The organism is Corallococcus sp. CA047B (assembly GCF_003612065.1).
Classification (GTDB): Bacteria; Myxococcota; Myxococcia; order Myxococcales; family Myxococcaceae; genus Corallococcus; species Corallococcus praedator.
Window position 1 is genome coordinate 1 of record NZ_RAWD01000146.1, and the last position, 22,993, is coordinate 22,993.

Annotated in this window: 13 protein-coding genes and 1 pseudogene; 7 read left to right on the top strand and 7 right to left on the bottom strand. The window is 69.3% G+C overall.

Going from position 1 to position 22,993, the window contains the following annotated elements; all coding sequences use genetic code 11:
• From D7X74_RS22245 to D7X74_RS22260, 4 genes are all read left to right on the top strand, one after another.
• Positions 1–967 (top strand): SIS domain-containing protein (locus D7X74_RS22245; protein WP_147446650.1); only part of this gene is annotated, 967 nt, incomplete at its 5' end.
• Positions 967–2,148, top strand: a complete 1,182-nt coding sequence (gene nagA, locus D7X74_RS22250) for an N-acetylglucosamine-6-phosphate deacetylase (protein WP_120535004.1) — start codon at positions 967–969, stop codon at positions 2,146–2,148. The genes D7X74_RS22245 and nagA, both read left to right, overlap by 1 nt.
• A 69-nt stretch (positions 2,149–2,217) precedes the next feature.
• Entirely contained in the window at positions 2,218–4,254 is a 2,037-nt protein-coding gene (locus D7X74_RS22255; protein ID WP_120535005.1) for a glycosyl hydrolase family 18 protein, read from the top strand.
• 266 nt (positions 4,255–4,520) lie between these two features.
• The gene (locus tag D7X74_RS22260; protein WP_120535006.1) at positions 4,521–8,186 is read left to right on the top strand and encodes a DUF3857 domain-containing protein; all 3,666 of its coding nucleotides are present in this window, start codon (positions 4,521–4,523) and stop codon (positions 8,184–8,186) included.
• A gap of 62 nt (positions 8,187–8,248) precedes the next feature.
• On the opposite strand, the gene D7X74_RS22265 is transcribed toward D7X74_RS22260, so the two are convergent.
• From D7X74_RS22265 to D7X74_RS22295, 7 genes are all read right to left on the bottom strand, one after another.
• A complete protein-coding gene (locus D7X74_RS22265) occupies positions 8,249–9,067 on the bottom strand; it encodes an FkbM family methyltransferase (protein ID WP_120535007.1) in 819 nt (272 codons plus the stop codon).
• Between the two features lie 8 nt (positions 9,068–9,075).
• Complete coding sequence (locus D7X74_RS22270) at positions 9,076–10,293, bottom strand: cupin domain-containing protein (protein WP_120535008.1); 1,218 nt, start codon at positions 10,291–10,293, stop codon at positions 9,076–9,078.
• 35 nt (positions 10,294–10,328) lie between these two features.
• The gene (locus D7X74_RS22275) at positions 10,329–11,525 is read right to left on the bottom strand and encodes a cupin domain-containing protein (RefSeq protein ID WP_158622275.1); all 1,197 of its coding nucleotides are present in this window, start codon (positions 11,523–11,525) and stop codon (positions 10,329–10,331) included.
• Positions 11,526–11,758: 233 nt separating this feature from the next.
• A complete protein-coding gene (locus tag D7X74_RS22280) occupies positions 11,759–11,968 on the bottom strand; it encodes a hypothetical protein (RefSeq protein WP_120535010.1) in 210 nt (69 codons plus the stop codon).
• Positions 11,969–12,093: 125 nt separating this feature from the next.
• Complete coding sequence (locus D7X74_RS22285; RefSeq protein WP_120535011.1) at positions 12,094–12,990, bottom strand: phytanoyl-CoA dioxygenase family protein; 897 nt, start codon at positions 12,988–12,990, stop codon at positions 12,094–12,096.
• A 146-nt stretch (positions 12,991–13,136) separates the two neighbouring features.
• Positions 13,137–15,362, bottom strand: a complete 2,226-nt coding sequence (locus D7X74_RS22290; protein WP_120535012.1) for a peptidase domain-containing ABC transporter — start codon at positions 15,360–15,362, stop codon at positions 13,137–13,139.
• Positions 15,352–16,281, bottom strand: coding sequence for an efflux RND transporter periplasmic adaptor subunit (locus tag D7X74_RS22295; RefSeq protein WP_120535013.1), 930 nt, complete (start codon positions 16,279–16,281; stop codon positions 15,352–15,354). The genes D7X74_RS22290 and D7X74_RS22295 overlap by 11 nt, the downstream gene beginning before the upstream one ends.
• A 299-nt stretch (positions 16,282–16,580) precedes the next feature.
• Between D7X74_RS22295 and D7X74_RS22300 the strand changes: the two genes are divergently transcribed.
• The 3 genes and pseudogenes from D7X74_RS22300 to D7X74_RS22310 form a co-directional block, all read left to right on the top strand.
• Positions 16,581–19,007, top strand: coding sequence for an ABC transporter permease (locus D7X74_RS22300; RefSeq protein ID WP_158622276.1), 2,427 nt, complete (start codon positions 16,581–16,583; stop codon positions 19,005–19,007).
• Positions 19,008–19,168: 161 nt separating this feature from the next.
• Positions 19,169–21,469 carry a hypothetical protein gene (locus D7X74_RS22305; protein ID WP_199741877.1) on the top strand — a complete coding sequence of 767 codons (2,301 nt, stop codon included), beginning with the start codon at positions 19,169–19,171 and terminating at the stop codon, positions 21,467–21,469.
• 152 nt (positions 21,470–21,621) lie between these two features.
• Positions 21,622–22,993: pseudogene (locus tag D7X74_RS22310) on the top strand (hypothetical protein); the annotation flags it as partial.

Consider the following 22,993-nt stretch of genomic DNA (forward strand, 5'->3'; position numbering starts at 1 on the left):
GCTTGACCTCTGCCGCCACACCCTGGCCTACCTGGGTGCCCGCCTTCGCCGGACCCCGCCCCGCTTCGTCGTCACCTGCGCGCGGGGCAGCTCCGACCATGCGGCCGTCTACGGCAAGTACCTCATCGAAACCACGCTGGGCCGCGCCGTCGCGTCCATGGGTCCCAGCGTCGCGTCCGTCTACAACACCCGCTCGCTCGACCTGCGCGACTCGCTCTTCATCGCCATCTCCCAGTCCGGCCAGAGCCCCGACCTGCTGCGCATGACCGAGGCCGCGCGCGCGGGCGGCGCCGTCGTCCTGGGCTTCATCAACGACGAGTCCTCGCCCCTGTCCGCGCTGTGCGACGTGCGCGTCCCACTGTCCGCCGGCCCCGAGCACAGCGTCGCCGCCACCAAGTCCTACCTGCTCTCCGGCCTCGCCTTCCTCCAACTCGTCGCCTACTGGTCGGACTCCGCCGAGCTGCACGACGCCGCCCGGCGCTTGCCGGACGCGCTGGAGGCCGCGAGCAAGCTCGACTGGTGGCCCGCGCTCGCCTCCCTCAAGGACGCTTCCAGCCTCTATGTCGTCGGTCGCGGCAGCGGACTGGGCGCGGCGCTCGAGATGGCCCTCAAGCTCAAGGAGACCTGCCGCCTGCACGCGGAGGCCTTCAGCTCCGCCGAGGTCCTCCACGGCCCGCTCGGACTCGTGCGCCCGGGCTTCCCCGTGCTCGCGCTGGGCCAGGAGGACAACGCCGCGCAGGGCATGCGCTCCGTCGTACAGCGCATGGTGGAGCTGGGCGCCACCGTCCACGCCACCCTGCCCGTCCCGGGCGCGCAGCCACTGCCCACCCTGCCGAACCTGCCCCCGGTGCTCGCGCCCCTGTGCCAGGTGCAGAGCTTCTACTTCGCGGTGCACCAGCTCGCGACCGCACGCGGCCTGGATCCGGATGCGCCCGCGCACCTGCGCAAGGTCACGGAGACGGTGTAATGGCAGGCGCCACGGTCGTCGTCCTCCACGGCGCGCGGGTCTTCACCGGGGACCTGCTCCTCGAAGGACAAGCCGTCGTCCTTGAAGGCGACACCGTGCGCGCCGTGGTCCCCACCGCTGAAATCCCCACGGGCGCCACCGTGCGCACGCTGCCCGGGGACACGCTGCTCGCGCCCGGCTTCGTCGACGTGCAGGTGAACGGCGCGGGCGGCGTGCTCTTCAACGACACGCCCACCCAGGAGGCCGCGCTCGCCATCGCCTCCGCCATGCGCCGCACCGGCACCACGGGCCTGCTGCCCACCTTCATCACCGACGACCCCACGCGCATGCGTGAAGCGTGCGAGGCCGCGCTCGACGCCGCCGCGCGTCCCGACAGCGGGGTGCTCGGCATCCACCTGGAAGGCCCCTTCATCAGCCGCGAGCGCGCTGGCGTCCACGCACCAGGCTTCATCCGCGCCCCCGCCCCGAGCGACCTCGACTACCTCACCGCCCTGCCTCGCCGCTTCGCCGCGCACGGGGGACGCGTGTTGATGACGCTCGCGCCGGAGTGCGTGGACGACGCCACCCTGCGTCGCCTCGCCGCGTCCGGCGTGGTGCTCAGCGCGGGCCACACCGCCGCCACCAGCGAGCGCACCACCCAGGCGCTCCAGGCCGGCGTGCGCGGCTTCACCCACCTGTTCAACGCGATGCCCCCGGTGATGAACCGTCAGCCCGGCCCCATCGTCGCCGCGCTCACCCACGACGATGCGTGGTGCGGCGTCATCGCGGACGGCGTGCACGTGCACGCGGACAACCTGCGGCTCGTGCTCAAGGTCAAACCTCCCGGCAAGGTCTTCCTCGTCACGGACGCGATGCCGCCCGTGGGCACCTCCGTCACGTCCTTCACGCTCCAGGGCCGCACCATCCTGCGCCGCAACAAACGCCTGGAGACGGAGGACGGCACGCTCGCGGGCGCGGACATCGATCTCACTTCGGCCGTGCGTCACTGCGTCCACTCGCTCGGTGTCCCGTTGGAGGAAGCGCTGCGCCTGGCGTCGCTCCATCCCGCGACCTTCCTGGGCGTGCACGGACACAGGGGACGCATCGCCCCGGGCCATCGCGCGGACCTGGTGCTGTTGAAGGAAGACCTTTCCGTCCACACCACCTGGGTCGGCGGACAGGCGCGAAGCCCGGAAAAATAACTCCGCGATTAACCCTGAATAATCGGGTCGTGACTCCTTCCGCGTGTACCGCAGGCGAGGAGAACACGAATGCTGCGTAGCAAGTGGATCATGGGCCTGGTCGCGTCCGCGCTGACCGTCACCGGATGTGGCCAGGAACTCTTCACGCCCGAGGCCGAGGGCCCGGGCAGCGTGATGAAGGCGCCGCTGGAGGCCGCGTGGGCCGTGGGCGTCGCCTATTCGGTGGGCACGCGCGTCTCCTATGAAGGCCGCATCTATGAGTGCCGTCAGCCGCACACGTCCCAGTCGGACTGGACGCCCTCGGCCGTGGCCTCACTGTGGCTCGACGTCGGCCCCGCGACGGGCGGCGGTGACACGCAGGCCCCCGTCGCCTCCGCGTCCGCCAGCGCGTCCAACATCACCGCCGCCGGCTCCGTCACCATCTCCGCGAGCGCCACCGACAACGTGGGCGTGACGAAGCTGGAGATTTTGGAGAACGGCACGCTCGTCGCCACCGCGTCGTCGTACTCGCGCGCGTTCGCCACGTCCGCGCAGAACGGCACGTACACGTACACCGTGAAGGCGTATGACGCCGCCGGCAACGTGGGCACGAAGACGGTCAGCGTCACCGTGGCCATTCCGGGCAGCGGCGACACCCAGCCCCCCGTCGTCACCGCCAGCGCCAGCACGTCGCGCCTCACCGCCGCCGGTTCCATCACCATCTCCTCCAGCGCCACCGACAACGTGGGCGTGACGAAGACGGAGATTTTGGAGAACGGCACGCTCGTCGCCACCGCGTCGTCGTACTCGCGCGCGTTCGCCACGTCCGCGCAGAACGGCACGTACACGTACACCGTGAAGGCGTACGACCTCGCGGGCAACGTGGGCACGAAGACGGTCAGCGTCGTCGTGGAGCTGCCCGGCCAGCCGCCCGTGGGCAACAAGCGCATCGTCGGTTACTTCACCGCGTGGGGCATCTACGGACGCAACTACCAGGTGTCCAACGTGCCGGCGTCGAAGCTCACGCACATCAACTACGCCTTCTCCAACATCACGCCGGACGGCAAGTGCGTGCTCGGGGATGCGTTCGCGGACATCGACAAGGGCTTCGGCTTCCCGGGTGAGTGGGACGCGGGCGCGCTGCGTGGCAACTTCCGCGCCTTCAAGGAGCTGAAGAAGACGAACCCCCAGCTGAAGCTGCTCATCTCCATTGGCGGCTGGTCCTGGTCCAAGTACTTCTCCCAGGTGGCCGCGTCGTCCGCGTCGCGCGCCGCGTTCGTGAAGTCCTGCGTGGACCTGTACGTGAAGGGCCAGTTCCCCGGCGTCACCCCGGCCAACGGCGTGGGCGTGTTCGACGGCATCGACGTGGACTGGGAGTACCCCACCGGCGGCGGCCTGCCGGACAACATCAGCAGCCCCGCGGACAAGGTGAACTACACCCTGCTCATGCAGGAGTTCCGCACCCAGCTGGCCGCCGTGACGGCGCAGACGGGCCAGCCCTACCTGCTCACCATCGCGTCGGGCGCGTCGCCGGACCTGCTCGCCAACAAGCAGGAGACGGTGAAGCTGGCCAACATCCTCGATTGGATCAACGTGATGTCCTACGACTACCACGGCGCCTTCGAGAGCACGGTCAACTTCCACTCCGCGCTCAACCGCGTGACGGGCGACCCGGGCGCCAACGACGGCTTCTACACCGACGGCTCCATCGCGAAGATGCTCCAGCTGGGCGTGCCCGCCTCCAAGATTGTATTGGGCGTTCCGTTCTACGGCCGAGGTTGGGGCAACGTGCCCAACGTGAACAACGGTCTGTTCCAGAGCGGCGTCCCCACCAAGGGCACCTGGGATGACGGCCAGTCGGGCCTCACCGGCGTGTTCGACTTCAAGGACCTGAAGGCCAACTACGAGCGCGCGGGCTCCGGCTACACGAAGTTCTTCCACCCGGAGAGCAAGCAGGCCTACGTCTACAGCCCGACCACCAAGGTCTGGGTGGCCTACGACGACGCGCAGAGCCTCAACGCCAAGTCGGACTATATCCTGTCCAACGGCCTGGGCGGCGCGATGTTCTGGGAGCTGAGCGGCGACGACGGCACCCTCGTCAACGCCCTGTACTCCAAGCTGCACTGACGGCCGGGCGGCACCCGCTGCACACATCAGGGCCGGCACGGGCATCAGCGCCCGTGCCGGCCCTGTGCATTTTCGACTCCCTGCCTCCACGGGCCCACCCCGCCCCACACCGGTCCGACATAGACTGGAGGTGGATTGGGTTGCCTGCTCGCCGTCCGGGGCCACATGCAGGGGAAGGCCGCGACGGGTCCGCCTGTTCAACGGCGTCGTCGCCCCCTGCTGTCCCGGCGTCGCTGCTGGCGCCGCTGCTCTACCGAGGAGAACGGATGTCGCGTTTCACATCGCTGGCCGCAGTCTTCGTGCTCACCTGCCCCGTGCTGGCGCTCGCGAAGCCGAACGCGGACGACCGGGCCCGCGAGTACGCGGCCGAGGCCCAGAAGGCCGCTGGCTCCCCACGCGGGGGTGCCGCCCTTCTGCGGATGCACGCGCTGGTGGACGACGTGGAGGACCTCACCCCGCTGGTGAGCACCTACCAGCAGATTGCTTCGCGCCGCACGTCCGACGTGAACACGCGCACCACCGCCCAAATCCTCCTGATGGACGCGGAGCGCTCCCGGGGCCGCATGGTGCGCGCCAATGAAGTCCGCCAGTGGCTGGGCTTCGTCAACGACTACTACGTCGTCGGCGGCTTCGAGAACGAGGGCAAGGCCGGCTGCGACACCGACTTCGGTCCGGAGACCGCCGCGTTGGACCTGACGGCGCGCTACCCCGGTGCCAAGGGCCACGAGGCCACCTGGCGCAAGCTGTCCGTCACGTCCGCGGACGGCTATGTGGACCTGGCCACCGCCGTGCGCCCCAACAAGGAGGCCGTGGCGTACGCGCTCACGTGGCTGGAGGTCCCGCAGGACACGCGCGTCGCGCTGGGCCTGGGCACCTCCGGCGGCTACCGCCTGTGGGTGAACGGGCAGCTGGCCTCCAAGGAGGATCGCTACAACCTGCCCCGCCCCGACCAGACCCGCGTGTCGGTGAAGCTCAAGAAGGGCCTCAACCGCGTCCTCGTGAAGGTGTGCCAGGAGTCCGGCCCGCTGGGCTTCTACCTGCGCTCGGAGACGGCGTCCGCCCGCGCCACGCTGCCCGCCAAGGCCCCCGCGCTGGAGCGCGTGCCGGCCCCCGCGCCGCAGGTGCTGCCCACGCTCACCTCCTCGCTGCGCGCGCTGGTGGAGAAGAACCCGGACGACGCGGCCCTGCGCGGCGACTACGCGCAGGTGCTCGCCTTCTTCCGCGCCTATGACGAGCGCGAGCACACCGCCAGCGCGGAGGCCGCCGCCGCCGCCGAGGCCGCCCCCAACGACGCGCGCCTCCAGCTGCTGGCCGCCAACACCCAGACGGATGATTTGAACGAGCGCCGCCGCTTCCTGGAGGCGGCCGTGAAGGCGGATCCGACGTTCGCCCCGGCGCGGCTGGCGCTGTCGGACCACGAGATGGACCGCGGCCACCCGGAGCGCGTGCAGCCGCTGCTGGCCCCGCTGCTGGAGAAGGATGACGGCCGCAACGAGCCGGGCGCGCGACTGCTGATGGCCCGCGCCGCCGAGGCCCTGGGCGAGCGCGCCCGCGCGAATGCGCTGGTGGAGGAGACCTTCCGGCAGCAGCCCCGTGTCCCCCGCGTGGTGCGCGTGGCGGCGGCGGCGTCCCGGCAGATGGGCCGCAACCAGGAGGCCATGGACCGCATGCGCGTGGTGCTGGCGCTGCGCTTCGATGACACCAACACCCGCCGGCAGTTGGCTTCGCAGCTCGCGGACGCGGGCAAGGTGGACGCCGCCGAGCGCGAGTACGCGAAGCTCACCGACCTGAACCCCTTCGACAACGGCTCGCGCGTGCGGCTGGCGGAGCTCAAGGCCTCCAACGGCGCCGCGGAAGAAGCGGCAGCGCTCTTCACCGAGGCCAAGGCCCTGTCCCCCGACGAGCCGGAGGTCTACGAGCGCGAGGGCCGCGCGCTGCTCGCCGCGGGTCAGCGCGAGCCGGCGCTGGCCGCCTTCGAGCGCTCGCTGGTGCTGCGCCCGCAGAACCCCGGCCTCAAGGAGGCCCTGCGCACGCTCAAGGGTGAGACGGAGAGCGCGGGCACGCAGTACCTGGTGGACGCGAAGCCCCTGACCAAGGAGGCCGAAGGCTACGTGCACGAGGACGCCGTCTACCTCGTGGACAGCACCTACGTGCGCGTGCAGAAGAGCGGCCTGTCCAGCCGCATGCAGCAGATGGTGGTGAAGGTCCTCAACACGCGCGGCGTGGACGCGTTCCGCAACCTCCCCGTCAGCTATTCGCCGGACCGCCAGGAAGTGCGCGTGCTCAAGGCCCGCGTGACGAAGCCGGACGGCTCCGTGGTGGAGAGCTACGGCGACGCCGAGCGCAACATGAACGAGCCGTGGACGGGCATGTACTACGACGCGCGCATGCGCGTGCTGTCGTTCCCGTCGCTCGCGGTGGGGGACACGCTGGAGCTGACCTACCGCCTGGACGACACCGCGCAGGACAACCTGCTGTCGGACTACTGGGGCGACGTGGAGAGCGTGCAGGGCGTCTACCCGAAGGTGCGCTTCCAGTACATCGTGGACATGCCCAAGGAGCGGCCGCTGTACTGGAACAAGAGCCGCCTTGCGGGCGTGGAGCAGCAGCAGTCGCCGCTGGAGGACAACACCCGCACGCTGTACCGCTTCGGCGCGAAGCACGTCTCCAAGGTGGTGCCGGAGCCGGGCATGCCGGGCTGGGCGGAGGTCGCGCAGAACCTGCACATCTCCACGTACAAGACGTGGGACCAGGTGGGCCACTACTGGTGGGGCCTCGTGCGCGACCAGCTCCAGCCCAACGCGGAGCTGAAGGCCACGGTGGAGCAGGTGCTCCAGGGCGTGGACCGCAAGAACGAGCTGGCCGTCGTGCGCGCCATCTACTCCTTCGTCGTCACCAACACCCGCTACGTGGCGCTGGAGTTCGGCATCCACGGCTTCAAGCCCTACCGCGTGGACCGCGTGCTGGCGCGCCGCTTCGGTGACTGCAAGGACAAGGCGAGCCTCATCTACTCCATGCTGAAGGTGGCGGGCGTGGACAGCCGGCTGGTGCTGCTGCGCATGCGCAACCTGGGCTCGCTGGACGCGGAGCCCGCGTCGCTGGCGGCCTTCAACCACGCCATCGCGTACGTGCCCAAGTTCGACCTGTACCTGGACGGCACCGCGGAGTTCCACGGCGCCAAGGAGCTGCCCAGCGCGGACCGCGTCGCCAACGTGCTGGTGGTGGACCCCAACGGCACCAGCAACTTCCTCACCACGCCGGAGGCGAAGGCGCAGGACAACACCACCACGCTGGCCATGGACGTGTCCCTGCGGCCCGACGGCGGCGCGGAGGTGAAGGGCCAGAGCAGCGTGTCCGGCCAGTCCGCGCCGGACTACCGCCGCGCCTACCGCCCGGAGTCCACGCGCAAGTCCACCTTCGAGCGCGCGTGGGCGCAGAGCTTCCCCGGCCTCACCGTGCGCGAGGTGAAGCTCAGCGACACCACCCGCCTGGATGACGACGTGGCGCTGGACTTCAAGATGGGCATCCCGCGCTACGCGGAGGTGCTCCCCGGCGGCAGCCTGCGCTTCCTGCCCTTCGGCACCGGGCGCACCTACCAGCAGGCGTACGCGTCGCTCGCCGAGCGCCGCTTCGACCTGGTGATGCAGAGCCCGTGGGTGAACACCTTCAAGCTGCGCTACACGCTGCCCGGCGGCTACACCGTGGCGGAGATGCCCCAGGCGGTGGAGGAGACGACGCCCTTCGGCCGCGTGAAGCTCTCCTACCGCGTGGAGGACGGCACCCTCGTCGCCGACGGCGAGGTCGCCCTCTCCGTCGCCCGCATCAAGGCGGACGAGTACCCGCAGTTCCGTGAGTTCCTGGGCCGCGTGGACCGGGCCTTCGGACGCCGCATCCTGCTCCAGGGCCCGGGGCAGAAGACGGCCTCGCGGTAGCCCGCGGGACCGTCGGTGCCCACCCCCAGGTGGGCACCGGCACCGGGCACCGACGCGGCCGCTCAGCGGGGCTTGCGGGCGTAGGCCGTGTAGCCGTTTCCCAGCGAGGTCTGCTTCATGCCCCAGTGGGCCTCGAAGCCGTGCTCCCGCAGGAAGGCGTCGAGTTCCTCCGACTCCGGCGTCCCCTCGTAGCGGACCTCGAAGTTCTTCTCCAGGTAGATGAAGTCCAGGGTCCGGAGCGTCCGCGACGCACCCCGGAGCGCCTTCAGCTCCGCGCCCTGGATGTTCATGTACAGCACGTTGTACCGGCCGCTCCCGCCTGCGTCGGTCATCTCCTGGAGCAGGCTGTCGAGCGTCCGGACCGGGACCTTCAAGCGGTCCACGCCCGACACCTGCTCCTCCGCCTTCCACTGGTCGAGCGCCGCCTCCATGGGCTTCTGGAGTGAGGACAGCCCGCTCGACGACAGCACGAAGAGGTCCTCCTCGCCGTCGTGGTCATCGATGGCGCATTGCGCGACCTGGATCTGCGTCGGTGTCGGGCTGCCCAGGAACTCGTCATAGGCAAGGCTCAGCGCGCTGGACACCCGGGCATTGCGCTCCAGCCCCTGGAAGACGTCCGGCTGCGGCTCCACCATCAGGACGTTGCGGAAGCCAAGCAACAGCCAGACCCAGAGCAACGAGCCGGAGTGCGCCCCGATGTAGAGGATGCCTTCAGGCTGGACCTGGCACTGCCGCAGCAGCGCGCCATAGACGAGCATCCGGCGCATCGAATACTCGTACCACTCCGCCTGCCCCTCCTTGCCCCAGATGGAGACGACTGCCTTGTTCCACAGCCGGATGAGGTCGCGGCTGTGCTCGTGGTAGAGGCCGGTGTCATTCATGGGTCGGGTCAGGCCGGGCGTGCTTCGCCGGCGGCCTCCTGGGGATGGGCGAAGGTCAGGACGCCCATGGACATGAACTGTTTGACCAGCAGCACCCGCTCCGCGTCGGTGTACCAGCCGGGAATGTCCCGGACCTGGAACTGCCGCGTCTCACTGATGAAGTCGAGCGCGAGGAAGAGCTTCTCCGGGCCCTGATAGAAGGAACCGGGGATGAGCAGCTCCACGATGCGATCGAAGAGCTGGACGCGCGCCTCCACGCCGGGCCTGCGGGCCACCACCGAGTCCAGCGTCACGCGGTCCACGTTGCGCAGCTGGGCGAAGTGACCATCGGGCAGGTGGGGCAGCCGGCGCTGGTGTTCGCACGCCAGCGCGTGGCTCGAGGCCTTCCAGTCCGGCGCCTCGAAGGCCTTGCCCAGCAGCTCGCGAAAGCGCGCCTGCGTCTGCGACGCGCCGAACAGGCGCAAGGGGGCGCCAAAGCCCAGCGCCCGCCGCAGCTCCAGGTTCCGGGCGCTGGCGTGCTCCACGTTGCGCTCCAGGAGGTCGGCCCACGTCACCCGCTGGACGCTCAGCACCAGGTACAGCGACGGGGCCTCCGGCCCCACCTCCACCAGCGGCAGGGCCGCCTTGAGCGATGCACCCTCGGGAGCATTCCCGTAGGGCAGGTACAGCGTGTCTCCCGCGGACACGGAGAGCCGGCCCTCCCGCGCTCCGGCCGCCGCGCCCGCCGCGAAGGGACGGAAGAGGCCCGGCGGCAGCTCCCAGGTGGACGTGCCGGACAGCTGGAGGATGAACACGCTGCGGCTCCCCGCGAACAGCCCCACGTTGCGTGAGCGCGCGGGCGCCGCCACCACGTCCGCGACGAAGTTGAACCCGGACTGCCGCGACAGGGTGCTGACCAGCTTCGCGATGGGCTTCCAGCGCACCTGCATCTCGCGCACGGCGAGGGAATGGCCCGCGGAGAACTCCTGGTAGAACTCGTGGATCGACGTCTTGTTCGGTCGCCTCAAGCGGGGGGTGATGACCCGCCGTCCTTCAAACGTGAAGAGGCTGTAGTTCGTGAACGACAGGTTGATGAGGCGGTCCAGGTCCTCCAACCGGAACAACGGCTCGAAGAGGGCGGCGTTGGCTCGGGGGATGAAAACGGACTGTTGCTCCCAGCAGTCCGTGACGAACTGCTCCACGGGCATGGGAGTGATGACGGCCTGGAGGTCTTCGCAGTGGCGCATGGGTGCTCTTCCGGGGGGCAGAGGAATGACGACCGTCAGCGGGGGTCCGGCGAGCCGGCCTCTCGCAGGAAGCCCACCTGGATGAGTTCACGGCACAGGCGCAGCCGCTCCGGGTCGTCCGCCGTCCCCGGCACCTCCAGGACGCGGAACGACTCGTGCTCGGCGACGAACCGCAGCGCGGCCACGAGCCCCGCTGGCGCGCGGTAGGTCCCGCCGGGGTAGTGCAGCACGGCGCCCTCGTCCGAGGGCACCACCACGCCCACCGTGCCCCGCCGCCGGGTCAGCGCGCTCTGCGCGTGGAGGCGCGTGGCCTGCCCCAGGCGGGCGAAGTGGCCGTCCGCGAAGGGGGCCGTCTTGTCCAGGACCTTCGCCGCCAGCCGGTTCCACGCCGGTTCGAAGCGCGCGTCCGTCGCCACCCACTCCGCCAGCGCCGCCGCGCGCGCTGGGATCTCCGCGCTCGCGGCGCTGCCCGTCGCGAAGCCGAACGGAAGGCTCTCCTGGAGCCGGGGCTCCCGCTCCGCGAGCTCGTGAAGCGACTCGGTGACCAGCGACTCCCAGGTCTCCGGATACAGGCCATACGTCAGGTGCAGCGAGGAGAGCGTGCGGGCCCTCGGCTCGTGGACGACGCCCTTGGGGAAGTACAGCAGGTCCCCGGCCTCCAGGTTGATGATCTGCCAGGGGTTGTCCGTGGGCCCCCGCTGGCGCGCATAGTCATTGCGCTCCTGGCTGTAGCGCGGGAGCTCGGGCCCCGAATCATACAGGCGCCATTCCTTCGCCCCCTCGAGCTGGAGCGCGAAGATGTCATGGTCGTCCCAGTGGGCGCTGAAGCCCTGGGAATCCTCCGGCGTCGGATACAGGTGCGTGCTGATGTAGCACCCGAAGGCCAATGCCAGCGCGTTCGCGATCTCCGCGATGGGCTCCCAGCACAGGTGCAGGTTGCGCACGACCGGGGTGTAGCCCGAACGGTAGGCCTCATAGAACTGGTAGAGCGTGGTCTTCTTCTCACCCTCGACCCGGGGGGCGACCACGGAGCCGGAGCGGGCCAGCCGCACCTCGTCATTCGTCAACGAATGACCCAGGAAGGAGTCCAGGTCCCCCAGGCTGAACAGGTGTCGGTAGTAGTCCGGCGTGTTCCTGCGCAGGTGGAGGACCTTCTTCTCCCAGTACTCCGTGAGGAAGACCTCCACGGGCATGGGATGGAGGATGAACTCCAGCTTTGAAAGGTCGGGCATCTTCACGGCTGCTCCCAGGGTGGGCCGCACCAGCGGGGATGAGCCCCCTCCGGGCGTGACAAGGCATGGCGACCAGTGCCATGAAGACCAGGGTTGTTGACGGGTGCATGAAAAGCCCGGTCCGTCCGCGAAACGGACCGGGCCCATCCAGCTCAGCGCTTCGGCGCGCTCCCGCGGAAGAGTCTGTTCAAGACCCTCCTGACAGCACGCTCGGGCGCCTCAAGACAGACTGCTCAGGCGGCGGTCTCTTCCTTGTCCTCTTCGATGGCGATGCCCGCGCCGATGCCGCCGGAGACCGCGGCCAGGTCGCTCTCGGTCAGCTCCACGGACAGCTGCGCGGAGACCGCCTCCTCGAGGGAGAGGCCCTTGGCGCGGGCGAAGTTCTCCGCCTTGGCGCGGGTGTCGGTCGACATGTTCTGGATGATGGTCTTGACGTTGCTCATGGTGTTTTCCTCTGGGGTTGACGGGGGTTGACTGCCGCCCTGTGTTTGAGCACACGTGCAAAGAGCTCCAACCCAGGACGACAGGGTACGGCTTGCTTCGCACTGCGACTGCGCTTGCTGCGGTGCTACAGCTCGAAGTCGAGGAACTGGGTCAGGTGGCGGGTGGCCGCCGGCCCTAGCTCACACAACTTCTGGATGCCGACATCCTGGATGAGTCTGTTCTTGAGGGGGATATCCGTGGCGACGGGGTAGTAGCGGCCCGAAAGCTTGCCCTTGGGCCGGGCCGGGTCCAACCCCAGCATCTGCCTGCGGATGGGATCCTCCACCCGCTGTCCCAGGTCATGGAGGGTCATCGTGTCGACCGGGAACAGCCAGCGGTAGGCCCACTGCATGAAGATGGTCTTGCGCGTGAGCTGTGAAAGGTTCGGGCTGCCGTGGCTGTGCAGGGTCCGCTGCTGGAACAGGACCGCCGACCCGGGCCTCACGCACAAGGGGACCGCCTTCTCCGTGGGCGGGGTGAAGCGCTTGAAGTCGTCCTGCCAGTTGCGCTCAGACATATGGGAGCGCGGGAAGATGTGCGTCTGGCCCCGGTCAGGCTCCGACAGGTCCGTGAGGTAGAAGCCCACCTTGATGGCTGTCATCGGCGCCTGGTATTGCAGGTCGGTGCTGAAGACACCTCCGTCCACATGCCAGCCATACCGGTAGTTCTCTGAACTGGCATCCGGCGGACGCAGGTTGAAGTGGACGTGGTTCACCCAGATGTTCCACCCCAGCAACCCGCAGATGCGTCCCAACACCGCCGGGTTGTCGACCAGCTCCACGAAGGCGTCGTCACGCCCCAGGATGTCCACCTGGTTGTAGAACCGCCCCGGCTGCGCGCCGTCCTCCCGCCCACAACGGTCAATCACATCCACCAACCGCTGGACCTGGGCCGGAGAGAGCGCATCCGGGACCACCAGATATCCCTCCCGTTCAAAGAAGGACCGCTCCTCCGCAGTGGGCCAGAACGAGGCAAGTGTCATTGGATTTTTCCACCAACAAAGCCAGTTAATTCGTTCTATCAATTTTTACACGTTTGATTCACTCCGCGTCAACAGCTGCTCATCAAATAATGACCTTCCAGTCCTGACAGCCCTTTCCTGACGGCGGAGCGAGGCTGCGTCAGGCCTCAACCCGCGCGGGCCACGAGCGGCTTCTGCTCCAACTGGGATTGGACGAGTTGGGCATACACACCGCCGCGCGCCAGCAGTTCCTCATGGCGGCCCTGCTCCACCAGGCGCCCCTCATCCATGACCACGATGAGGTCCGCACGGCGGACGGTGCTCAGCCGGTGGGCAATGACGATTCGCGTACACCGCAGGGACGTGAGGGCATCCTGGACCCGGCTCTCCGTGATGGCATCCAGGGCGCTGGTGGCTTCGTCCAGCAGCAGGACCGCCGGGCGGTGCACCAGCGCGCGCGCCAGGGCAAGCCGCTGCCGCTGTCCTCCGGACAGGGACAGGCCCCGGTCGACCATCAGGGTGCTGTACTGCATGGGCATGGCCAGGATGTCGTCGTGGATGTGCGCCAGCCGGCACGCCTCCGTCACCCGCTCCATGGGGAGCTCCGGCGCGCTCAGGGTGATGTTGTCCCGCAGGGAGAAGGTGAAGAACGCCGGCTCCTGCAACACGATGCCCATCTGGCTGCGCAGCGCGCGCAGGTCCAGTTCGCGCAGGTCCGCCCCGTCATAGAGGATGTGTCCGGACGTGGGCAGGTAGAGCCCCAGGAGGAGGTTGGCCAGGGTCGTCTTCCCGGCTCCGGAGCGACCCACGATGGCCACCATCTGACCCGGGGAGATCCGCAGGGTGATGTTCTGCGCCACCCAGGGAGAGGTGAGGCTGTAGCGGAAGGAGACCTGCTCCAGCTCGATGGCGCCCTGGAGGGTCAGGGTCCTCCCCACGCGGTCCCGGGGCTGTTCGGGAGGCGTCTCCAGCACGTCATTGATGCGCGACAGGTAGCCGCCCAGCAGTTGGAACTGGCCCGCCGTGACGATGAGGTTGGACAGGGGGACGAGCAGCGAAGCCGTCAGGGCATTGAGGCTCAACATCTCCCCGAGCGTCAGCCGTCCCTGCAGGACCAGGGAGGCGCCCAGGCTCAACAGGACCAGGGGTGAAGCCAGCCGCAGCGTGCTGGACAGGCCATCCACCCACAGCGTCAACCGGCCCCAGGCCAGGGAGGAATTGAGCACGTCGACGAAGAGGTGCGAATAGCTCTCCACCGCGCGCCGCTCCGCGCCGAACGCCTTGAGCGTCTGCATCCCGGTGAGCATGGAGATCTGATGGCTCTGGCTCTTGGACTCCAGCTCCATGCTCTCCGCCAGCAGGCTGCGCCGCCGCCCCTTCGTCACCAGGAAGACGAGCACCTGGGCCAATCCCAGTCCCAGCACGGCCAGCCCCATCCGCCCGCTGACGGTGAACAGCGCCGCGAAGTAGAGCAGGACCATGGTCCCATCCAGCAGCGTGGAGATGGCCGACGAGGAGAGGATTTCGCGCGCCTTCACCTGGGTGTTCATCCGCATCATCAGGTCGCCCGCGGGACGGACCTGGAAGAACGAGTAGGCCAGGTCCACCAGATGATCGAGGAAGCCCAGGGTCATCCGCATGTCCAGCCGCGTGCGCAGCTCCAGCAGGAGGTGTCCGCGGATGAGGGTGGACATCAGGTGGAAGCCGACCATGGTGGCCAACGCCAGGGACAACAGCCCCAGCAGCTCGGTGTCGCCTCGCGGGACGACCTGGTCGACCACCATGCCCGTCAGCAGCGGGAGGCCGAGCGCGAAGAGCTGCAGCGCCGCCGACAGCATGACGATCCGCCCCAGCGAGTCCGCGTCGCGCACGAAGGAGCGCAGGTAGCGGAACGTGCCCCCACGCTCCGCCGTGGCCTGCTGGAAGTCATCCGCGGGCTCGAAGAGGAGGACGACCCCGGTGAAGTGCAGCCGGAAGGCCTCCATCGTCAGGGTACGGCGGCCCCGGCCTGGATCCATCAACAGGACGCGGTTGCCCAACAGCTTCTCGAAGACGACGTAGTGATTGAAGTCCCAGTGAAGGATGGCGCCCGTGGGCAGATGGGGGAGCCCGTCCAGGTCGAGCGACAGGGCCCGTCCCCGCATCCCCAGCCTTCGCCCCGTGTCCAGCAGCGTGCGCGCGGTGATGCCGTCGCGCCCGACCCCCATCAGGTCCCGCACCGCGTCCAGGGTCATCTCCCGGCCGTGGTAGGCAAGCACCATCGTCAGACACGCGGCGCCACAATCCGTCACCGACAGCTGTCGGACCTCGGTCAGGCGGCGGGAGCGTCGCGGCCAGCCCACGGCCTTGAAGCGCTCAGCCCAGGGGCGGAAGGATTTCCATTCAGCCGTCATGAGGAAGCAGTCCCTTGAGGCCCGGAACGAGCGTGAGGAGGATGGGCTCGGAGCGCACGGCGGCCTTCACGCTCGCGGGCATGCCATCCACATATTCCCGCGCGTGGCCCCTGTCGTTGAACGTGCGCGACGGCAGCCGCGCGCGCACGATGAGCCGGGGCTCCGGGGCCGCCCCCGCGCCCAGCAGGCGCTGGAGTTCCTCGGGGCCCAGCACCTCGTCGTCCACGGACTCGATGGCGACCTCCTGGACCTCATGGTGGAAGCCCTGCAGGGTCACCCGCAGGTGCAGCCCGGGCCGCAGCAGGGGGCGGTAGTGCGCGGGCAGGAACGCCAGGAGCCGGGCCTGGGCGTCCTCCTCCACCAGCGAGGCGATGGGGCTGTCCGCGGCGACCACCTGCCCGACAGAGCCCAGCGAGGGGGCCACCACGCCCGCCACGGGGGCGCGAACCACCCGCGCCTCGGCGTGGGCCAGCGCCGTGTCCAGTGCGTCATGGGCCCGCCGCAGCGTCTGGCGGGCGGCCCAGTCCAGGGGAGTCTCCAGGGCCCGGAGCCGCTGGAGGTCCACCTCACGCTGGAGGCGGGTGAGCTCCCGCAGCTCCGCTTCGGGTTGGAGGCTCATCAGGACCTGCCCCGGCGTCACGTGCTGACCGGGCCGCACGGCGACGGACGTCACCACCGACGTCTCGGGGGCGGTCAGTCGCACGCGCCGCTCCACCCGGATGAGCGCGGGCCCCGCCGCGTACTCCGACACGGAGCCGAGCGAGCAGAAGACAAGCACCACCGCCACCAGCGCCATCAGCAGCGGATAGGACCAGCGGGTCCAGCGGGGCGCCACCCGAAGCACGTCCCCTTCATGCCGCCGGTGCAGCTGGTAGTAGTCCAGCGCCTCCTTGCGGAATATCGACGGCTTGCCCTCCATGGTGTGGCTCCTGGCTCCCCACCCACATGGAGGCCTGTCATCACATCAACGAGACACGCACCGACACCGACCGGACCGACTTAACGGAAGAACAACTTTTTCATGGTATACCGCACCAATCCCAGTTTCCAACACAAGCGGGGGTCTTTCGGAGAAGAAAGCCTGTCTCCCATTTCTGGGACGGGGCCGTTCCACTCCTGGGATTGGAAGGCGCAGAACGACCCGGCCTGCGTGTGGCGACGTCCTGGCATGCTTCTGGCTTTCCTCCATTCCCTTTCATCTCGACCGGAAGGCTCCCCGTGTCCCACCTCGTGTCCGACCTGCGCTTCGCCGTGCGGCTGCTCATCAAGCAGCGCGGCTTCACCGCGGTCATCCTGCTGCTGCTGGCATTGGGAATCGGAGCGAACTCCGCGCTCTTCAGCGTGGTGCACGCGGCGCTGCTGAGTCCCCTGCCCTTCGCGGAGTCCGAACGGCTGGTGCTCCTCTCGGAGACCCTGCGGCGCAACGGCGACGTGGAGCCGCGCCCCTTCTCCCACCCTGACTTCCGCGACTGGAAATCCCAGGCGCGCGCGTTCGGGGCGATGGGAGCCTTCGCGAGGACGACCCTCACCCTGGGCAGTCAGGGTGAGCCGGAGCGGGTGGAGGCGGAGCTGGTCAGCGATGGCTATTTCGAGGCCCTGGGCACGACACCGCTGCTGGGCCGGACCTTCCAGCCCGAGGAGAACGCGACCCCTGACGCGCACGCCGTGGCCGTGGTCTCCCACCGGCTGTGGAAGCGGAAGCTGAACGGAGCGCGCGACGTGCTGGGGCGTCCGCTCGTGCTCAACGGGCGCTCCTTCACCATCGTGGGCGTGATGCCGGAGGGCTTCGGCGGGTGGGAGTCACGGGCGCAGCTCTGGGTCCCCCTGATGATGGTCTCCCTCGACCAGCCGGCGGCGGTGCTCGAGGAGCGCGGCGAGCGCTGGCACTCGGCCGTGGCCCGGCTGGCCCCGGGCGCGACCCTGAAGGGGGCCCAGGAGGAGCTGGACGCCATCGCGGCCCGGCTCGCGGAGACGTACCCCAACACCAACGCCCAGCGCGGCGCCCGGCTCACGCCGGCGCACGAGGCGGTCTTCGGCTCGTTGCGGCCGGCCCTCCTGATGCTCTGGGGGGCGGTGGGCTTCGTGCTGCTGTCCGTGTGCGTGAACGTCGCGAACCTGCTGCTGGCACGGGCGGTGATGCGCCAGAAGGAGATGGCGGTGCGGGTGGCCCTGGGTGCCAGCCGCACCCGGCTCATCCAGCAGGTGATGGCCGAAAGCCTCCTCTTGTCGTTGCTGGGAGGGGCCCTCGGACTGCTGCTGTCCGTCTGGCTCATCGACCTGCTGCGGCTGCTCATCCCCGAGGAGTTCTCCGCCCGGCTCCAGTTCGGCCTGGATGCCCCCGTCATCCTCTTCAACCTGGGGTGCACGCTGGGGGCGGGGGTGCTGGTGGCGCTGATGCCCGCCCTGAAGCTGTCGCAGCCCTCCCTGCTCATCGCGCTCAAGGAACGGGCGGCGCAGAGCGCCGCGGGCCGGGGCCGGGTGCGGGCCATCCTCGTCGCCACCAACGTGGCGCTCGCGGTGGTGTTGCTGGTGGGCGCGGGGCTGATGGCACGCAGCTTTCAGCGGCTCAACGCCGTGGACGCGGGCTTCGTGCCCGACGGCGTCCTGACGCTCACGGTGGAGCTGCCCGCGGAGCGCTATCCCCCCGACGCGCTGGCCAGCTTCCAGAAGCGCCTGCAGGAGCGTCTGGACGCGCTCTCGCTGTTCCAGACCATCAGCCTCGCCTCGGACGTGCCGCTGGGCTCCAGCTCCAACGCGGGGCTCGTGGGCGTCACCCCGGAAGCGGAGGGCAGCGTCGAGGAGCGCATCCGGACCTACCGCCACTCCGTGAACCCCAGCTTCTTCTCCGCCCTGCGGGTGCCCCTGAAGCGGGGACGCTTCTTCTCCTCCTCGGACATCGCCGGCGCGCAGCGCACCGTCGTGGTCTCCGAGGCCCTGGAGAAGAGGATGTGGCCGCGAGGAGGCGCGCTCGGACGCCAGCTCAACCTGGGCCAGGGCATCCAGGCGGAGGTGGTGGGGGTCGTGGGGAACGTCCGGTTCCGCAACCTCACCGGGGCGCCGCCCAAGGATCCGGACATCTACTTCCCGCTCGACCAGGCCCCCCGCAAGCACCTGGCGGTGCTGGGGCGCACGTCGGCCGACCCCGCGCTGGCGCTGGGTGCCCTTCGCAGCGCCATCCGTGAAATCGACCCCGCCCTCGTGCCCGACAACGTCATGGACCTGGACGCCTACGTCGCGGCGGAGCTGCTGCCCGCGCGCCTCAACGTCCTGCTGCTGGGAAGCTTCGCGATGATGGCGCTGGTGCTGGCGTCGATTGGCCTCTACGGCCTCATCTCCTACGTGGTGAGCCAGCGCAACCAGGAGATCGCCATCCGCATGGCCCTGGGCGCGACCGCGCCAGACATCCTGTTGCTCATCCTGAGGCAGGGCATGATGCCGGTCATCGCGGGAGTCGCCGTCGGCATCCCCCTGGCGCTGGGCCTGTCACGCCTGGTCGCCTCGCAGCTCTTCGGCTTGAGCCCGACGGATCCCATCACCTACCTGTCCATCGCGGCCCTGCTGCTCACCATCGCCGCCATGTCCTGCTACCTGCCCGCGCGGCGCGGAACCCGGGTGGACCCCATCATCGCGCTGCGGGCGGAGTGAAACCCGGCGTGAGACTCCCCGGCCCCCTCCGTCCGCCGACCGTCCACCCGGAGACGTGACGGGAGGGTCGCTCCCGGGATTCACCGCTTCCACGGAACGAGCGCGCGGGTGGGCCACGGAAGGGCTTGACCCGGATGCGGCCCTCCGTGCTTAAGAAACGGATGCACCGTGCGCGCGCGCTCGTCCTTGGCTGCCTGCTGGTGGCGGCAGCCGCCTCCGCCGCCACCCCCGTCGTCCAGCTTCCCGAAGGGGGACGGGCGGTGGAGGTCGTCCCGAAGGGCATCCTCTGCGGCCCCGTGCGCGGCGGCTGGGTGCTCTCCCCGGATGGACGCTCGCTCAAGCCTCCCACCAAGGCGGAGGACGCCGCGCGCACGCTGGAGCTGAAGGTCGCCGCGGATGAAGCCGCGTGCGCCACGGCCACCGACACCGTGGTGGTGGTGGCCACCGGGCCCTTCCCGCGCATCGACAGCGCCTCCACCACCTTCTATCCGGACGACGGCCGGCTGGAGCTCAAGGGCACCGGCCTGAAGAACGTGACCATCGCCTGGTCCGGCGTGCCCCGCGGGCCGGATCCGCAGGGCAAGGCCGTGGAGGGCGAGGACATGTGCCTGGAGCCCAACGGCCCCTCCGAGTGCGCGGTGCCGGTGACGCCGGGCCTGCCCACGGACGCGACGCTGTCCTGGCGCCCCGCCTTCGCGCGCTCGGGCGCGGACGTGACGACGTACGACGCCAACGGGCGCTTCCTGGACGACGAGTACTTCCGCCTGCGCCCCGGCCGCACCGTGCTCACGCGGCCCCTGGTGCAGTCCTCCGGCGTGGACATGTCCAAGGGCCCCGGCTACGCGGCGGTGACGCACTCGGAGGCCATCGCCTCCGTGGACTGCGGCTCCGCGCGCTGCGAGGTGACGGACGGCGCGGTGTCCATCCGCAACGTGCCCGGGTTGAACCCCACCGTGTCCCTGCGGCTGCGGTTGGTGCCGCGCGTGTTCTTCGCCCGGGGCGACGCGCTGGAGACGTCCGTCGCGGAGACGCTGCCCGTGCTGGCGTGCCCGCTGACGGCCGTGGAGGGCACGGTGCTGCGCGACGCGGAGGACTCCGCGCTCGTCATGCGCCTGGACGCGGCGTGCGCGCATGATCCACGCGGCCTTCTGTGGACGGTGAACGGCGCGCGCACCCGCGTGGAGCGCGTGGTGAAGGTCCCGGAGGGCACCTATGTCCTGCTGCGCACCCGGGGCACCGACGAACCCCAGGTGACGGTGACGGCCACCACGTCCCGCGTGGACGGCACGGTGGTGGCCTCCGAAACGGCGGAGACGCGGCCGGTGCCGGACCCGCGCGCGATGCTGGAATTGCCCGGCCACGGCGGCATCGACTTCGTGCCCACCAACCGCCCGGCGGAGGTGACGGTGGCCTCCAACGGCGGCCAGGGCCGCTTCGTGCTGCGCCCCCTGGGCGGCGCGTACACCGTGACGACGCGGGACACCGCTACGCTCGTACAGGGCGAGGCCACCGCGGGCGGCTTCGTGTCGCTGCGCTTCGGCTACCGGCTGCCCACGCTGCCGGCGGAACTGGCCACCACGGACCTGTTCCTCACCAGCGAGCGCGTGCAGCGCGCGGTGCGCGAGGCGAGCGTGCCCACCAACGTGGAGAACCTGGTGGAGTTCATCTGCGCGGACAAGGACGGCCACGACGAGACGCTCTCGCCCAGCCGGCCGCACCGGTTGAACTACGCCATGCGCAACACCTGCCGCGTCATCATCCACCGCGAGCGCCTGACGCCCCAGGAGGGCAACCAGGAAATCACCCTGCGCATCGACGTGACGAAGTCCGACGGCTCCACCCGGGGCGAAAGCCACGTGGAGCAGCGCCTGTTCCTGCGCCCCAAGGGTGAGGTGCGCGTCATCCCCGTGCAGGGCAACCTGGGCCAGTACGACCGCATCCTCGTGCAGGTGTCCCACGTCGCGGACGAATCCCGCTACGCGCTCTCCACCGTGGACCGCACCGGGCTGCCCTCCGCGCAGTGGACCGCCATCGTACGCGGCGGCATGTTCCGCCTCTACACCATGGCCACCATCCCCGCGGGTCTCTACCGCGCCACCCAGCCCACGGGACAACTGGCCATCAACTTCGGCGTCCTGTCCCGTCTGGCATTGCTCAACAACGAGGGCCAGGAGCGCCTGCTGGGCATCGAGATGGGATTGATGGGATTGGGGCTCGTGCCACAGTCAGGGGACATCCAGTTCCCGCCCACGCTCGCCGCCGTGCTGGGCCTGGGCCTGCGCGTGCCCATTGGCCCGGGCGCGGCGGTGGGTGCCAACGCATGGATTGCCCGCGAGTTCCGGGGCGACATCACCCGGCGCACCAACGGCGACCCCAACACCAACACCGTGGTGCCCTCCAGCAAGTGGTCCTTCATCTTCGGGCCCAGCATCTCCGTCGGGAACGTGGGCTTCAATCTCTGAAAGCCACCCCCAGACCTCCCTGCCTGTCTGTCGATGGGAGGGCCAGCACGGCCCTGACTGACAGGAATGGGAGCTTGCAGGGGCAATGCCATGGGTTACTCTCCGCAGCCCTTCGGACGTGGCATCGCGCCGAAGCACCCCCTGCAAGAGCCATGAGCAACCTGCGCGGTTCCATCGAGACGCAAATCCATGCAGCCCTTCGGCAGGTGCTTGAACAGACTGGCTGGCGACCCAGATGGACAGCCCATGCCGTCCTTGGCGCGCAGACGCCTCAAGGTGGACGTGAGCTCCTGCTGGGCGGTGCCAGCGCCTCCCTGGATGCACCTCTCGTGCGCTCGGTAGAGGAGCCGGACGGCCTCGTCGCGCTTCCCGTGCGTGAGTGGGCCCGGGAATTGCGCCAGCTCTGGGCCATGGGCGCCATCTACCTCGTGGATGGCGCAAGCCACATCGCCAGCTCGGTCCGGATCAAGGGGCGACGTGTCGTGATCTCACGCTCGAGGGTGGAGGAGTTCAGCATCATCGACGGAGATGGAGTCGCATTGATTGACAGTGAGGTTCGCGGGCATGCGGTCCTGACAGGGCCGCTGCTGCTGAAGGGAACCCAGGTGGACCCACAGGCGGTGATCGGTCCGCTGGTCGTGGTGGAGCAGTCCTACCTTGCGCCCTTCGTCAAGCTCCAGCGCACCGTCAGGGTCCGCGCCAGTTCCATCGGAGCTCACACGGCCCTCGAGGGCGGAAACCATGTCGAGCGCTACCCGCAGTCCAGTTCGCAGCGGCGTGGCTTCGGAGTCGAGGTAGAGCGCCAGTGTTGGATTGGCCAGCACGTCTCGCTCTCGGGCGGAGCCCGGTTGGGAGAGGGCGTGGTGGTGGCGGCCCACTGTGCGGTCTCCTCGGACGTGGGAGAGCACGTCATCGTCGCGGGAAACCCGGCAAGGGCGTTGCCGGTGGATCTCCACCTTCGAGAGCTCTCCGCGGAGCAAGCACGTGAGGCAGGTCACCAGCAGGGAGCCGCGGCGACCCGGTTCCCCGTCTATGGCGCGTGTACCTCCCGATGGGATGCCGCCGATGCGGTGGTGCTGCGCTATCCCCACCATGGAAGCCGTCGCGGACTGGCGGGCCCCACCCTGACTGACTTTCAACAAGGAGCCCTGGAGGCGCTCCTCGCCCAGGCGTTCCCAGACAATCCATGTCAGGTGCTCCCCAAGCAAGACGGGCCGGAGGTCGCCTTCGAGCTGCGTTTCGCCCGTCTGCTGCCACGGTATGAGAAGCCGTCACCCGCGCTCACACTGTCGCTGGCGGGAGCGGCGAGTGACCTCTCCCCCGAATCACCTCTCGAGCAGGACATGCTCGAGGTCCTCGCGGAGCAGTCATGCGACATGGAGAGCTTGTTCTCCGAGTGCATGGCTCGCGCATTCGAGCGCGAGGAGATCCTCGAGTGGGCGGCGCTGGAAGGCACCCTCTGCCTGCTGTCGCAGCGAGGTTGGGTACGCCCCCCGCTGCTCCCCCCCGTCATCGCCTCCATCC